Below are 14,789 nucleotides of genomic sequence, written 5' to 3'. Positions count from 1 at the left end.
GTGCCGGGTTTTCTGAGGGAATTCTCTCAGGAAGCATCAAAAATCGCCTGCGATGATTCTTGCAGTGCCCGAGGGCTTTTGATGCTTTCGGGCGCCTTTCTATCAGGATGATAGAAAGCGCCGGCCGTCGCAGCCGGAACGATTGCCGGCGCGTTCAACTCCTCATAGCAGCGGTTGGGAAGGGGCTTGAAGCCCCATCCGAAACGGCTGCAATCGGAGGAGATCATGGCGCCGAAGACCTTCATTCTTGTCCTGTCCTGCGACGACAAACCCGGCATTGTCGCGGCCGTCACCACCGAGCTCACCGGCCTCGGCGCCAATATCGCCGAGAGCAACCAGTTCTGGGACGTCAAGACCAACAGCTTCTTCATGCGCATCGCCTTTCAGGTTGCGGCGAGCGTTCAGGCAACCGATGTCGAGCGGGCGTTGGCCCCGGCCGTCGAGCGTTTCCAGATGCGGACGGTCCTGGCGGACGCCACGGTGAAGCCGAAGATCCTCGTGCTCGTCTCCAGGTTCGACCATGCGCTCCTGCACCTGCTCTACCAGATCCGTGTCGGCTGGCTGAACGCGGAAGTCGTCGCCATCGTCTCCAACCACGAGGACAGCCGACGCACGGCGGAAGCCGAAGGTTTGCCTTATCACTGTTGGCCGGTATCGAAGGACAACAAGGCCGAGCAGGAGGAGAGACTCTTGCGCCTCGTCCAGGAGACTGGCGCCGATCTCGTCATCCTCGCCCGCTACATGCAGGTCTTCTCGGACAATCTGTCGAAGCGACTCTACGGCAAGGCGATCAACATCCACCATTCCTTCCTGCCGAGCTTCAAGGGCGCCAGGCCTTATCATCAGGCGCATGAGCGTGGGGTGAAGTTGATCGGTGCGACGGCGCATTATGTCACGCCCGACCTCGACGAAGGGCCGATCATCGAGCAGGAAACCGAGCGTGTCAGCCATGCGCTGACGGCGGAGGACTTCGTCGCCACCGGCCGCGACATCGAAAGCCGCGTGCTCGCGCGTGCCGTCAAGCTGCACCTGGAACGGCGCGTCATGCTCAACGGTCACAAGACCGTGGTGTTCAGCTAAACAGCATCGTTTGGTGCCGATATGGCCGGTGCCCGAACGGGCGCCGGCTCGGGGCCGTTATGGGCGTGCGGCAACCGCGGTCGCCGTGACGGCCGGCGCGCGGAAGCTGGCAAAGAGCCGGCTCAAGCCTTCGCGTCCCTCGGCGATCAGATCGAAGCGGCGGCCGAAGAGCAGCCACTCGGTACAGAGCCCGAGCATCATCCAGTGCAGCGTTCTGGTCGCCGAGGCCGGCGTCCAGGTCTCGTGCATCTGCCCCTTGGCGAGGGCACGGGAGAAAGCGAGTTCCAGCAGGATGTTGTGGCGGTCGTCGAGTTCCTTTTGCCGGGCGAGCACCTCGCCCAGATCGCCGTCGTAATTGGTGCGCAGCATGATCGTGAGAATGCGCTGGCGCTGTTCGTCGGCGGCGAGAGCATCCAGCCAGTCGCCCATGGCGCCTTCGAGGATGGAAAGAGTATCGGCCGCCTCCGCTTCGATTTCGCGGGCGATCATGTCTTCCTGCGGCAGGGGCACGGCATCGTGCAGCGCGAGGAACAGGTCCGTCTTGTTGGCGAAGTGCCAGTAGATGGCACCGCGCGTCACGCCCGCAGCCCTGGCGATTTCTTCGAGCGTCGTGTTCGAGACGCCCTTTTCGTAGAAGACCCGCTCGGCGGCGCAGAGGATCTTCTGCCGGGTTACTTCTGCGTCGGCTTTTGTTCGGCGCATTCATTCCTCCTCGTCAGGCGGCCCGCCGACAGTGATGTGCGGCGGGCCGTCTGTTGTCATGTTATTCGGCGGGCGTCAGGTTTTCTGCGGCTGCCGGTGTGTTTTCCACCTTCTTTCGTCCGAAAATCTTCGTGACGAACACGAAGAAGACCGGAACGAAGAAGATGGCCAGCACCGTTGCCGAGATCATCCCGCCCATGACGCCCGTGCCGATGGCGCGCTGGCTGCCGGAGCTGGCGCCCGTGGCGATCGCCAGCGGCAGAACGCCGAGCGTGAAGGCCAGCGACGTCATCAGGATCGGCCGGAAGCGAAGATGTGCCGCCTCCAGCGTCGCGTCGATCAGCGACTTGCCCTGCTCGCGCAGTTCCTTGGCGAACTCGATGATCAGGATCGCGTTCTTCGCCGAAAGGCCGATGATCGCGATCAGGCCCACCTTGAAGTACACGTCGTTCGGCATGTCACGCATGGTGACCGCCAGCACGGCGCCGATGACGCCAAGCGGAACGACCATGATCACCGCAACCGGGATCGACCAGCTCTCGTAGAGCGCCGCAAGGCACAGGAACACCAGGAGGCACGACAGCGCGATCAAGAGAGGCGCCTGGGTGCCGGACTGGATTTCCTGCAGCGACTGCCCTGTCCATTCGTAGCCGAAGCCAGCCGGAAGCTGCCCGGCGAGACGCTGCATCTCGGTGATCGCGTCACCGGACGAGTAGCCGGGCGCCGCCTCGCCGCTGATACGGACCGAGGGATAGCCGTTGTAGCCGATCGTCTGCGTCGACGCCTTGACCCATTCCACCGTCGCGAAGGCCGACAGCGGCACCATGCCGCCATTGGCATTGCGGACGTTCAGGTTCAGCAGGTCGGCGGTCTGCATGCGCTGACCTTCGTCCGCCTGCACCGTCACCCGCTGCATGCGCCCGGCATTGGGGAAGTCGTTGACATAGGACGAGCCGAGGTTGGTCGAGATCGTCGAGTTGATGTCGGCGAAGGTCACACCGAAGGTGTTGGCCTTCTCGCGGTCGATGTTGACGCTGACCTGGGCCGCGTCCGGCATGCCCTCGAAGCGCACGCCTGAGAGCACCTTGCTCTCCGCCGCCATGCCGAGAAGCTGGTCGCGGGCCTGCGACAATGCCGCCTGGCCGAGACCGCCGCGGTCCTGCAGACGGAACGAGAAGCCGCCCGTGGTGCCGAGGCCCTGGATCGCCGGCGGCGACAGCGCGAAGCTGATCGCGTCCTTGATCTGGCTCATCGCCATCGTCGCACGCATGGCGATCGACTGCGCGGCGTTGTTGGCGTCCCGTTCTTTCCAGTCCTTGAGCGTCACGAAGGCGAGCGCTGCGTTCTGGCCGGTGCCGAAGAAGGAGAAGCCGTTGATCGCGATGATGCGTTCGACGGCCGGTTCCTGGCCGAAGATCTTCTCGGCCTGCTCCACCACCTCGGTCGTGCGGTTGCCCGTCGCTTCCGACGGCAGCTGCATCATGACGATCACGAAGCCCTGGTCTTCGTCCGGGAGGAACGACGACGGCAGCTTCATGAACAGCCAGCCGAGGCCGGCGAGCACGGCGACATAGACGATCATGTAGCGACCGGTCCGGTGCACTAGGCGCTTCACGATGCCGCTATAGCCGTGCGAGGTCTTGTCGAAGCTGCGGTTGAACCAGCCGAAGAAGCCGCGCTTGGCATGGTGGTGGCCCTTCGGCACCTGCTTCAGGAAGCTCGCGCAGAGTGCCGGGGTCAGCGACAGCGCAAGAAGCGCCGAGAACAGGATCGAGACGACCATCGTCAGCGAGAACTGGCGATAGATCACGCCGACCGCACCCGGGAAGAAGGCCATCGGAATGAACACGGAGGCGAGTACCAGCGTGATGCCGATGACCGCGCCGGTGATCTGCCTCATTGCCTTGCGGGTCGCTTCCTTCGGTGTCAGCCCTTCCTCGGACATGATGCGCTCGACGTTTTCGACGACGATGATCGCATCGTCGACGAGGATACCGATCGCCAGCACCATGCCGAACATGGTCAGAACGTTGATCGAGAAGCCCATCGCCAGCATAACGGCGCAGGTGCCGAGCAGGGCGACCGGTACGACGAGCGTCGGGATGATGGTGTAGCGGATGTTCTGCAGGAACAGGAACATCACGATGAATACCAGTGCCACCGCTTCGACGAGCGTCGAAAGCACTTTCTCGATCGAAACGGCGACGAAGGGCGAGGTGTCGTAGGGAACCGAATATTCGAGGCCCTGCGGGAAGAACTTCGCCAGTTCGTCCATGCGCGCCTTGATCGCCGCGGAGGTCGACATGGCGTTGCCGCTCGGCGAGAGCTGGACGGCGATCGCCGCCGAGGGCTTGCCGTTCAGCCGCGTCGAGAAGGCGTAGCTTTCGCCGCCGATCTCGATGCGGGCGACGTCGCGCAGGCGAACGGACGAACCGTCCGGATTGGCGCGAAGCACGATTGCGCCGAACTCTTCGGCGCTCTCCAACTGGCCCTTGACGACGACGGGCGCGCTGATCTGCTGGGTGATCGGGTTCGGCTGGGCGCCGATCGAGCCGGAGGCGATCTGGGCGTTCTGCGCCGTGATCGCAGCCGTCACGTCGGCGGCCGTCAGGTTGAGGCCCAGCATCTTGTCCGGATCGAGCCAGACGCGCATCGAGCGCTCGGTGGCGAAGAGCTGCGCACGGCCGACGCCGGGCACGCGCTGGATTTCGCTCAGAACGTTGCGGCTCAGATAGTCGCCGAGACCGATGGCATCCATCGAGCCGTCGGTCGAAGTCAGGGCCACGATCATCAGGAAGCCGGAGCCGGCCTCATCGACCTGGACGCCCTGGCGCTTGACCGAATCGGGCAGGCGCGGCTCGACGCGGCGAACGCGGTTCTGGATGTCGACCGCCGCCTGTCCCGGATCGGTGCCGGGCGCGAAAGTGGCGCTGATTTCGACCGAACCGGAGGCGCTCGAGGTCGATTCGAAGTAGAGCAGGCCTTCGACGCCGTTCAGCTCGTCTTCGATCAGTCGGGTGACGCTCTGATAGGTGTCCTGCGACGAAGCGCCGGGGTAGCTCGTGTTGATGGAGATCTGCGGCGGCGCGACGTCGGGATATTGCGATACCGGCAGAAGCGGGATCGCAATGACGCCGGCGACCATGATGAAGATCGCCACCACCCAGGCAAAGATAGGCCTGTCGATGAAAAAACTAGGCATCAATCAAACTCACTTTGTAACTTCGGCCGGCTTCTCGTCGGCAGATGCCGTCGTCTGCGCCGCTTGCGCCACAGGCTTGGCCTCCGGGTTCCAGTCCGTCGGCTCGACCGGTGCGCCGGGGCCGATCTTCTGGAAGCCTTCGACGATGACCTTCTCGCCGGCCTTGAGGCCGGCGGTCACCTGCCAGCGGGTGCCGATCGTGCGGCCGAGCGTCACGTTGCGGAACTCGACCTTGTTGTCGGCGCCTACGACATAGACCTGCGACTGGCCGGCATTGTTGCGCTGGACGGCCTGCTGCGGAACGGTGATCGCGTCCTTCTCGACGCCCTGCTGCACCAGCACGCGGACATACATGCCCGGAAGCAGGTCGTTGTCCGGGTTCGGGAATTCGCCGCGCAGGGTCACCTGGCCGGTCGTCGTATCGACGGCCGCTTCGGAGAACAGGAGCTTGCCCTTGTGCTCGTAGGCCGTGCCGTCGTCGAGCACGAGCCGCACTTCGGCTTCTTCGCCGTCACCGCTCATCATCTTGCCGTCCTCGAGCGCCTTGCGCAGGCGAATGAGGTCGGTCGCCGACTGGGTGAAGTCGGCATAGAGCGGATCGAGTTGTTGGATTGTCGCGAGATTTTCCGAGCCATTGGTGCTGACGAGGGCGCCTTCGGTGATCAGCGCGCGGCCGATGCGGCCGCTGATCGGCGCCGTCACGTCGGCATATTGCAGGTCGAGCTTGGCTGCCGCGAGGCCGGCCTCGGCGATCGCGACATCGGCGTCGGCGGTTGCGAGCAGGGCGGCCGCGTCGTCGAACTGCTGCGCGGCGACGACATTCGCCTTCTTGAGCTGCTCCTGGCGGTCGGCCTTCTGCTGCGCCTGGACGCGGATGGAATGGGCGCGCCGCAGCGTTGCCTCGGCCTTTTCGACCTGCACGCGGAAGGGAGCCGGATCGATGCGGTAGAGCACGTCACCCGCATTGACCTTGGAGCCCTGCTGGAAGACGCGCTCGACAACGATGCCGGAGACGCGCGGGCGGACCTCTGCGACCCGGGTCGCGGCGATGCGGCCGGGCAACTCGTTGGTGATCGGCAGCGTTTCGGCCTTGGTCGTGAAGACCGCGACGGCGGACGGTGGGAATGCGGCAGCGCCCTGTTGTGCTTCCTCTTTCTGGCAGCCGGAAAGAAGAATCACAGTTGCCAAGGCGGCGGCCAGTGTCGGTCGGTTCATGCGCATAGCGATGTCCATATTCGGTGACCGCAGGCAACGGATGCATCTCGCAAGGTGCCCGTGCGGTCCGGAAGTGAAGGGGAGCGGAACCGGTATCAGGTTCGGCAAATACCGGAAAGCTAATATACAAACACAAATGTATGTTAATTCGCGTTGCAGTGCAACAGCGTGATGCGCCAGGTCGGGTCAAAAAATAAATCAGCCGCCACAGGGGGTTAGTCCCTGTGGCGGCTGATTTTCACGCAGCTGTGATGGGGCGCCGGCCCCAAGATGGATCAGGCGAGAACGCGGTCGTCGTCGCCGAAACGATGCATGCTGCCGACCATCGGCGTCGCATAGACGATGTCGTCAGGTGCGTAGCGATGCTCGCCGAAGAGGCGGACGGTGATGGTGCCGGCCTGTTCGGAATCGATGTAGACGATCGTGTCGGCGCCGAGGTGTTCGACGTGGATCACCTTGCCTTTCCAGTCGCCGCTCTCGCGCGAAAGCGCCATGTGCTCGGGCCGGATGCCGATCGTCTTGGCGCCGGCGTCGCCGAGCCGCGCGCCCTCGATGAAGTTCATCTGCGGCGAGCCGATAAAGCCGGCGACGAAGACGTTGGCGGGGCGGTTGTAGAGATCCATCGGCGAGCCGATCTGCTCGATCTTGCCGGCGTTCAAGACGACGATCTTGTCGGCGAGCGTCATCGCCTCCACCTGGTCGTGGGTCACGTAGATCATCGTTGCCTTCAGGCTGCGATGCAGCCTCGCAATCTCGAGACGGGTGTTGACGCGCAGTGCCGCGTCGAGGTTGGAAAGCGGCTCGTCGAACAGGAAGAGCTTCGGTTCGCGCACGATCGCGCGGCCGATTGCCACGCGCTGCCGTTGGCCGCCCGACAGCTCGGCCGGGCGCCGGGCGAGATAGGGCTCCAGCGACAACATGCCGGCCGCCTTGTTGACCTTCTTGTCGATCTCAGCCTTCGGGGCGCCCGCCTGCTTCAGGCCGAGCCCCATATTGTCCTTCACCGTCAGGTGCGGATAGAGCGCATAGGACTGAAACACCATGGCGATGCCGCGTTTGGCCGGCGCCACGTGTCCGACTTCGGTGCCGTCGATCTGCACGCTGCCAGAGGTCGCGTCTTCGAGGCCGGCGATGGTGCGCAGCAAGGTCGACTTGCCGCAGCCGGACGGGCCGACGAAGATGACGAACTCGCCGTCCTTTACCTCGAGGTCGATGCCCTTCAGAACCTCATGGCTACCATAGGCCTTGCGGATGGATTTGAGTTGAAGCGATCCCACCTGGTTGCCCCCTTAGAGTTTGACTGGTCTGCCGGTACGTACGCTTTCATCTGCGGCGAGGCAGATGCGCAGCGATTGGACGGCGTCGTTCATGTGACGGTCGAGGTCGATGTCTTCGCGAATGGCCTTCAGGACATAGGCCTGCTCGCGGTCGCAGAGTTCCTGGTGGCCGGGCTCGCCGTCCATCTTCAGATCCTCGTCAGCCCTGAGGAACCGCCCGTCCGGGCCGGTTTCGGCACTGTGCACGCGGATGACCGCCGTCTTGGTATGCGTGTCGATATCGTCGGACTTCGCATTAGGATCCATCACGATCGACACCGATCCCTTCGGCGACATCACGTCCTTCACGAAGAAGGCAGTCTCCGAGATCATCGGCCCCCAGCCGGCTTCGTACCAGCCGGTCGAACCATCCTCGAAGATCACCTGCAGGTGGCCGTAATTGTACATGTCGGGGGCGATCTCGTCCGAGAGGCGCAGGCCCATGCCACGCACTTCCACCGGCTTGGCGTCGGTGATCTGGCACATGACGTCGACATAGTGCACGCCGCAGTCGACGATCGGCGGCGTCGTCTGCATCAGCGACTTGTGGGTTTCCCAGGTCGGGCCGCTCGACTGCTGGTTCAGGTTCATGCGGAAGACGTAGGGACCACCGAGCTTGCGGGCTTCGGCAATCAGCCGGATCCACGAGGGATGATGGCGAAGGATGTAACCGATCACCAGCTTGCGGCCGTGCTTCTTCGCAGCCGCGACGACGCGCTCGGCATCGGCCACGGTGGTTGCCAGCGGCTTCTCGACAAAGACGTCGGCACCGGCTTCGAAGGCCATCACCGCGTAGTCGGCGTGGCTGTCGGAATAGGTGCAGATCGAGCAGAGCTCCGGCTTCAGCTCGGCAAGCGCCGTCTTGAAATCCGGATGGATCTCATAGCCGCGGAGCTCCTCCGGCAGCGGCACCTTCGAACGGTTGACGAGGCCGACGATCTCGAAGCCGGGATTGTTGTGATAGGCGAGCGCGTGGCTGCGCCCCATGTTGCCGAGTCCCGCGACGAGGACCCGGACCGGTTTGCTGCTTGCGCTCACTTGACTGCTCCTGCCGTGATGCCGCGGATCAGTTGCCGCGAGAAGATGACGTAGAGAACGAGGACCGGAAGGATGGCGAGCGAGAGCGCCGCCAGCACCGCGTTCCAGTTGGTGACGAACTGGCCGATGAAGATCTGCGAGCCGAGCGTCACGGTCTTGGTTGCTTCCGCCGGCGCGAGGATCAACGGGAACCAGAGGTCGTTCCAGATCGGGATCATCGTGAAGACCGCAACCGTCGCCATGGCCGGTCGTACCAGCGGCAGCACCAGGCGGAAGAAGATCGCGTATTCCGACAGTCCATCGATGCGTCCGGCGTTCTTGAGATCATCCGAAACCGTTCGCATGAACTCCGAGAGAATGAAGATCGCCAGCGGCAGGCCTTGCGCCGTATAGACCAGGATCAGCGCCGTCAGCGTGTTGACCAGGTTGGCGGCCACCATGCCCTGGAGAATGGCGACGGTGCCGAGACGGATCGGGATCATGATGCCGATCGCGAGATAGAGGCCCATGACCGTATTGCCGCGGAAGCGGTACTCCGACAGTGCGAAGGCGGCCATCGCGCCGAAGAGCAGCACCAGCGCGATCGAGACGATCGTGACGATGAAGCTGTTCTGGAAATAGGTGGCGAAATCCCCCTGGCCGAGGACGGTTTCATATCCGATCAGGCTGAAGGTCTGCGGTGTCGGGATCGTCAACGGTGCCCGGAAGATCGCGTTGCGATCCTTGAACGAGTTGATGATCGTCAGGAACACCGGGAACAGCGACACAAGCGTGTAGGCGATCAGCGCCACATGCACGAAGCCGGTGCGGAAGATGGAATTGCGTGCTTTCGACATCTCCGATCTCCTCAGAACTGGTAGCGGCGCATGCGGCGCTGGATGACGAAGAGGTAGAGCGAGACGCCGGCGAGAATGATCAGGAACATCACCGTCGCGATCGTCGCGCCCATGGAGCGGTCACCGAGCTGGAGCTGGAAACCGAAGAAGGTGCGGTAGAGGAGCGTGCCGAGGATGTCGGTCGACCCATCGGGGCCAGCAAGCGCACCTTGGACCGTGTAGATCAGGTCGAAGGCGTTGAAGTTGCCGACGAAGGTCAGGATCGAGATGATGCCGATGGCCGGCAGGATTAGCGGCAGCTTGATCTTCCAGAACTGGCTCCAGCCGGTGACGCCGTCGCATTCGGCCGCTTCGATCACCTCATCCGGGATGTTGAGGAGGGCGGCATAGATCAGCATCATCGGAATGCCGATATATTGCCAGACCGAGATCAGCGACACGGCGATGAGCGCCGAACCGGGCTTGCCGAGCCAGGGCGCAAACAGCGACTTCAGGCCGACGAGATCGAGCATCCCGGGCGCCACGCCCCAGATCGGCGACAGGATCAGCTTCCAGATGAAGCCGACGATGACGAAGGACAAGAGCGTCGGCAGGAAGATTGCCGTGCGGTAGAAGGTGACGAAGCGCAGCTTCGGGATCGACAGCATCGCGGCGAGCGCGACACCGATCGGGTTCTGCACGCACATGTGGATGATGAAGAAGATGACATTGTTCTTCAGCGCGTTCCAGAAGTCGTGGGCCCAGCGCTCGTCGCCGAACAATGTCTGGAAGTTGGCGAGCCCGACGAAGGCCGGCTGGCCGTCCACCGTGTTGAACAGCGAGAGCCGGAGCGTTTCGATCAGCGGCAGGATCATCACCGCCGAGTAGATCAGGAAGGCCGGCAGCAGGAAAACGAGGATGTGCCAGCGCTTCGGCCGCCTTGCGGTCGGCTGTCCGTCTTGCACTGAAAGAGCGTCACTCATTGGTCCATCCGTTTCTAGAAGACCGGTCCCAGACAATCACGATGCGCACCGACGCCACACGGCCGGTCTCGCCGTGTGCCATCTGCCCGTTTTGGGCTTCATGACGAAGGTTAAGTCTATCGCGTTCTTTTGCAAACGACTGCGTCGGTGGCCTCCCACGAAGGGAGGCCTTTGACGCTGCGGCTGGGGGAGTGCCTCATGCGGCATGCCGCCCCGCCCGGCCTTGCTGCAAATGTCCCAAGGACAAACATGCAGCCTTCAAAGTGCTACGGCGACCATTCTGCGTCCGGAAGGGACACGGGAGCCTGCCGTAGGGCCGACCCTCCCCCGAAGGGGAGGGAACCTGTTGCGCTTACGTTTTACTTCGCTGGCTTGTACCAGCTGTCGAGACCCTTCTGCAGCTTCTCGGCAGCAGCCTCGGGCGTATCCGTGCCGTTGATCACGTTGGCCGATTCGACCCAGGTTTCGTTCTCCAGGTTCGGCGTGCCGCGCGCCAGGATCTGGTAGGTCGAGCGGATCGTCGGCTTGCACTTTTCGCGCCAGGAGACGAATTCCTGAGCAAGTGGATCAGTCATCTTCACCGGCGTCGAATTGAGGCTGAAGAAGCCCGGCAGCGCGTTGGCATAGATCTCGGCGAACTCCGGCGAAGCGACCCAGGTCAGGAAGGTCTTGGCCTGTTCCGCATGGGCGCTCTTGGCATTGAGGCCGATGCCGATGTCGTTGTGGTCCGAGATATAGCAGGTGTCGCCGGCATTTTTGACCGGCGGCGGGAAGGCGCCCATCTTGAACTGTGCCTGGGTGTTGAACAGGCCGATCTCCCAGGAGCCGGCCGGATAGATCGCGGCACGGCCAAGCGTGAAGAGGTTCTGGCTGTCCGGATAGGTCTGGGCTTCGAAGCCGTCGCCGAGGTAGTCCTTCCACTTGGCAAGGACGCGGTAGGGCTCGACCCACGGCTCGTCGGTCAGCTTCTGTTCGCCCTTGATGAGGGCAGCACGGCCCTCTTCACCCTTCCAATAGGTCGGGCCGATATTCTGGTAGCCCATGGTTGCGGCTTCCCAGAGATCCTTGGTGCCCATCGCCATCGGGATGTAGTTGCCGTCGGCCTTGATCTTGTCGAGCGCGGCGAAGAACTCGGCTTCCGTCGTCGGCACCTGGACGCCGAGCTGGTCGAAGGCGTCCTTGTTGTAGATGAAGCCGTGGATGACCGAAGCCATCGGCACGCAGAACGTCGTCTTGCCATCGTCTGTCGTCCAGGCGGCCTTCGCGACGTCGGAGAAGTTTTCCATGCCCGGCAGCGCGGTCAGGTCGGCGAGGAGCTTCTTGTTGTAAAGTTCGAGTGAGGTGTCGAACGGGCGGCAGGTGATGAGGTCGCCGGCGGACCCGGCGTCGAGCTTGGCGTTCAGCGCCGCGTTGTATTCGGTCGGCGCCGTCGGGGCGAACTTGACCTTGATGCCCGGGTTCTTCGCCTCGAAGGCCGGGATCAGCTTTTCCTGCCAGATCGCCAGGTCGTCGTTGCGCCAGCTTTCGATCGTCAGCGTCACGTCCTCGGCGTGCGCCAGACCGGCCGTGCCGAGAATGCTCGAAGCGAGCAGCAGGCCTTTGATTGTTGTACGGGTCATGCAGGTTCTCCCTTTTTATAGGCGCCGCTTTGGCGCGGTTCAGATCCCAGAGTTCATTTTGGCCGAGACGATGTCGATCGCCCGGCGCAGGTTCTGTTTGGCCTCTTTCAGCGCGGCCTCGGCAGCCGCCACGTCCTTCGCGCCAGAGGCGAGAAGGATCGCGACCTTGACCGAACCTGAGGCCATGTTGATCAGCCGGCCGGCCTCGGCGGCGCTGACGCCGGTAATGTCGGTGACGATGCGGATGGCGCGGCCGTGCAGCTTGATATTGTCGGCGCGCAGGTTGACCATATGGCCGTCGAGCACGTGGCCGAGATGGATGCCGACCAGCGTCGAGAACATGTTGAAGGCGATCTTCTGTGCCGTGCCGGCGCCCATGCGGGTCGAGCCGGAGACCACTTCCGGCGGCGTTTGCAGGAGGATCGAGACGTCGGCATCCCTAAAGAGCGCAGCACCCGGATTGTTCGCGACGGCGATCACCTTCGCGCCGAGCTTGCGGGCCTCGTCGGCGGCGGCAAGCGCATAAGGGGTGGAGCCGCTGGCGGAAACGGAAACGAGACAGTCGCCCGCACCGATGCCGGCCTTGCGCACATCCTCGCGGGCAAGGTCCATATCGTCTTCATAGCCGCCGGCAAGATTACTGAGGCTGGCAGCACCGCCGGCAAGCAGGATGACGATCTGCTCCTGGGCAATGCCGTAGGTGCCGGGCAGCTCGAGCGCATCGGCCATTGCCATCAGGCCGGAACTGCCGGCGCCGGCATAGGCGAGGCGGTGGCCCGAAGAAAGTGCTTCGGCGGCGATGGAGGCGGCGGCAGAGATCGACTCGATGGCCGCATCGACGCTCTTGGCGGCCGCCTGTTGGCCGGATGCGAGCAGCCGCAGCGCCAGCGCCGGATGCATGAGATCCAGGCCCTTGGCGTTGTCGTGACGCTCTTCGGTCTTTGCTGGCGGCATGGGTCGTGTCTCCTCTCGGTTGAAATTAATGCCAAAAAAATACCAATTGTCCAGCAGAATTTAACTTTTGACGCCTGAAAAAACTGCATGTCCAAATTAGTGCTTAAATTTCAACGTATTGCGACGAAATCGAAAGCGCCGACGGATTCGGACTTGGTTATTGGTATTTTTTTGGTATCATCATTGGGCGGAGGTGCTCATGACAAATTACCTGATTGGAATCGATGGTGGCGGGACGAGCTGCCGGGCGGCCGTGGCAACGGCGGATGGGCGCATTCTCGGGCGCGGCAAGGCCGGCGCCGCCAACATCCTGACCGACCCGGAGACCGCGCTCGCCAATATTGGCGAAGCCGCGCGCGCTGCATTTGAAGAGGCCGGCCTCGATCCTGAGGGCATTGCCACCGCGAAGGCGATCGTCGGTGTGGCCGGACATAATGTCGGCGACGCCGTGCATTACGTGAAGCGTCGTCTGCCCTTCGCTGCCGCGGACATTGAATCGGACGGTTTGATCGCGCTGCAGGGTGCGCTCGGCAACCAGGACGGCGCGGTCGCCATCCTCGGCACCGGCACCATCTATATCCTGCGCCAGGGCGAAGCCGTCAGCTATATCGGCGGCTGGGGCTTCACCATCGGCGATCACGGCAGCGGCGCGCGCATCGGGCATGCCCTTCTGCAGGAGAGCCTGCTCGCCTTCGACAATATCCACGAGGCCTCCGCCATCACGGACGGCGTCATGGCTGAATTCAACAACGACCCGCGCGATGTCGTCGATTTCGCCCGCCTTGCCAAGCCGGGCGAGTTCGGCCGCTATGCGCCGCGGGTCTTCGAAGGCGCTGCCGTCGGCGACCCCGTTGCCGTGCGGCTCCTGAAAGCCGCAGCGGTCACCGTGGATGAGGCGCTCGACGTGGTTGTTGCCAGGGGATGCGAGCGGCTGTGCCTGCTCGGCGGACTGGCTCCGCTCTATCGTCCCTGGCTTGCCGAACGGCATCGGGCGCTGCTCGTCGAGGCGGAAGCGGACGCGTTGACCGGCGCGGTCGCACTTGCCGCCCAGCGCTTCGGGTCAAAGGCGAGGGCAGGCGCATGACGCATCAGCTCGCATCCATTCTGCCGCTCGATGCCCTGCAGTCCGGAGGGGCGGGGCCGCTCTATCTCAAGCTTCGGCAGTCGCTCGAAGAGGCGATCCAGTCGGGCAAGCTCAATCACGGTGACGCCTTGCCGCCGGAACGCGACCTCGCCGACTACGCCAACATCAGCCGTGTGACCGTGCGCAAGGCGGTGGACGATCTGGTGCGCGACGGACTGTTGGTGCGTCGCCACGGTTCCGGCACCTTCGTCGTCAAGCCGGTATCCAAGGTGCAGCAGTCGCTGTCGCGGCTGACCTCTTTCACCGAGGACATGGCGCGCCGCGGGCTCAATACCCATGCGCGCTGGCTGGAGCGCGGCCTGTTCCATCCTTCGCCGGACGAGATGATGGCGCTGGGCCTGCCGGCCGATGCCTTGGTCGCCCGCCTCGGGCGCCTGCGCATTGCCGACGACATGCCGCTCGCAATCGAGCGTGCCAGCATCTCGGCCGAGTTCCTGCCGGATCCGCAGGCCGTCACCTCGTCGCTCTATTCCGCGCTCGACAAGACGCGCTCGCGTCCGGTTCGGGCCGTTCAGCGCATCTCCGCCTGCAACATCAAGGACCCGGATGCCTCGATGCTCGGCGTTGCCGTCGGCTCGGCCGGCCTTTCCATCGAACGCGTCTCCTATCTCGCATCGGGACGTGTCGTCGAATTCACCCGCTCGCTCTACCGGGGCGATGCCTATGATTTTGTCGCGGAACTGACGCTTTCGGAATCCTAGAGCGACCGCCCGCAGAAAGG

13 protein-coding genes are annotated in these 14,789 nt (G+C 63.5%); 3 read left to right on the top strand and 10 right to left on the bottom strand.

The window, feature by feature from the left end; all coding sequences use genetic code 11:
* Positions 1-26: 26 nt before the first annotated feature.
* Positions 27-245 carry a hypothetical protein gene (locus AC0C6X_RS04790; protein WP_472952075.1) on the bottom strand — a complete coding sequence of 73 codons (219 nt, stop codon included), beginning with the start codon at positions 243-245 and terminating at the stop codon, positions 27-29.
* Between AC0C6X_RS04790 and purU the strand changes: the two genes are divergently transcribed.
* Positions 226-1,080, top strand: a complete 855-nt coding sequence (gene purU, locus AC0C6X_RS04785) for a formyltetrahydrofolate deformylase (RefSeq protein ID WP_472952074.1) — start codon at positions 226-228, stop codon at positions 1,078-1,080. The genes AC0C6X_RS04790 and purU overlap by 20 nt on opposite strands.
* 57 nt (positions 1,081-1,137) lie before the next feature.
* Here purU and AC0C6X_RS04780 read toward each other — a convergent pair whose 3' ends face one another.
* From AC0C6X_RS04780 to AC0C6X_RS04740, 9 genes are all read right to left on the bottom strand, one after another.
* Complete coding sequence (locus tag AC0C6X_RS04780; protein WP_173515120.1) at positions 1,138-1,782, bottom strand: TetR family transcriptional regulator; 645 nt, start codon at positions 1,780-1,782, stop codon at positions 1,138-1,140.
* A gap of 61 nt (positions 1,783-1,843) precedes the next feature.
* Entirely contained in the window at positions 1,844-4,984 is a 3,141-nt protein-coding gene (locus AC0C6X_RS04775) for a multidrug efflux RND transporter permease subunit (RefSeq protein ID WP_472952073.1), read from the bottom strand.
* Between the two features lie 9 nt (positions 4,985-4,993).
* A complete protein-coding gene (locus AC0C6X_RS04770) occupies positions 4,994-6,205 on the bottom strand; it encodes an efflux RND transporter periplasmic adaptor subunit (protein ID WP_472952072.1) in 1,212 nt (403 codons plus the stop codon).
* A 269-nt stretch (positions 6,206-6,474) separates the two neighbouring features.
* Entirely contained in the window at positions 6,475-7,476 is a 1,002-nt protein-coding gene (locus tag AC0C6X_RS04765) for an ABC transporter ATP-binding protein (RefSeq protein WP_247960341.1), read from the bottom strand.
* Between the two features lie 12 nt (positions 7,477-7,488).
* The gene (locus AC0C6X_RS04760; RefSeq protein WP_472952071.1) at positions 7,489-8,553 is read right to left on the bottom strand and encodes a Gfo/Idh/MocA family protein; all 1,065 of its coding nucleotides are present in this window, start codon (positions 8,551-8,553) and stop codon (positions 7,489-7,491) included.
* Positions 8,550-9,389, bottom strand: coding sequence for a carbohydrate ABC transporter permease (locus AC0C6X_RS04755; protein WP_472952070.1), 840 nt, complete (start codon positions 9,387-9,389; stop codon positions 8,550-8,552). The genes AC0C6X_RS04760 and AC0C6X_RS04755 overlap by 4 nt, the downstream gene beginning before the upstream one ends.
* 11 nt (positions 9,390-9,400) lie before the next feature.
* Positions 9,401-10,351 (bottom strand): carbohydrate ABC transporter permease, encoded by a 951-nt coding sequence (locus AC0C6X_RS04750; protein ID WP_472952068.1) that lies wholly within the window; start codon positions 10,349-10,351, stop codon positions 9,401-9,403.
* Between the two features lie 359 nt (positions 10,352-10,710).
* On the bottom strand, positions 10,711-11,970 hold the full coding sequence (locus tag AC0C6X_RS04745; protein ID WP_472952067.1) for an ABC transporter substrate-binding protein: 1,260 nt from the start codon (positions 11,968-11,970) through the stop codon (positions 10,711-10,713).
* Positions 11,971-12,009: 39 nt separating this feature from the next.
* Entirely contained in the window at positions 12,010-12,924 is a 915-nt protein-coding gene (locus AC0C6X_RS04740; RefSeq protein ID WP_472952066.1) for an N-acetylmuramic acid 6-phosphate etherase, read from the bottom strand.
* Positions 12,925-13,123: 199 nt separating this feature from the next.
* Between AC0C6X_RS04740 and AC0C6X_RS04735 the strand changes: the two genes are divergently transcribed.
* Positions 13,124-14,008, top strand: a complete 885-nt coding sequence (locus AC0C6X_RS04735) for a glucosamine kinase nucleotide-binding domain-containing protein (protein ID WP_247960335.1) — start codon at positions 13,124-13,126, stop codon at positions 14,006-14,008.
* The gene (locus tag AC0C6X_RS04730) at positions 14,005-14,769 is read left to right on the top strand and encodes a GntR family transcriptional regulator (RefSeq protein WP_173515130.1); all 765 of its coding nucleotides are present in this window, start codon (positions 14,005-14,007) and stop codon (positions 14,767-14,769) included. The genes AC0C6X_RS04735 and AC0C6X_RS04730 overlap by 4 nt, the downstream gene beginning before the upstream one ends.
* Positions 14,770-14,789 lie beyond the last annotated feature (20 nt).

It is taken from the genome of Ensifer sp. VA4, assembly GCF_055710065.1.
This window is presented reverse-complemented; position numbering and strand designations above follow the sequence as displayed.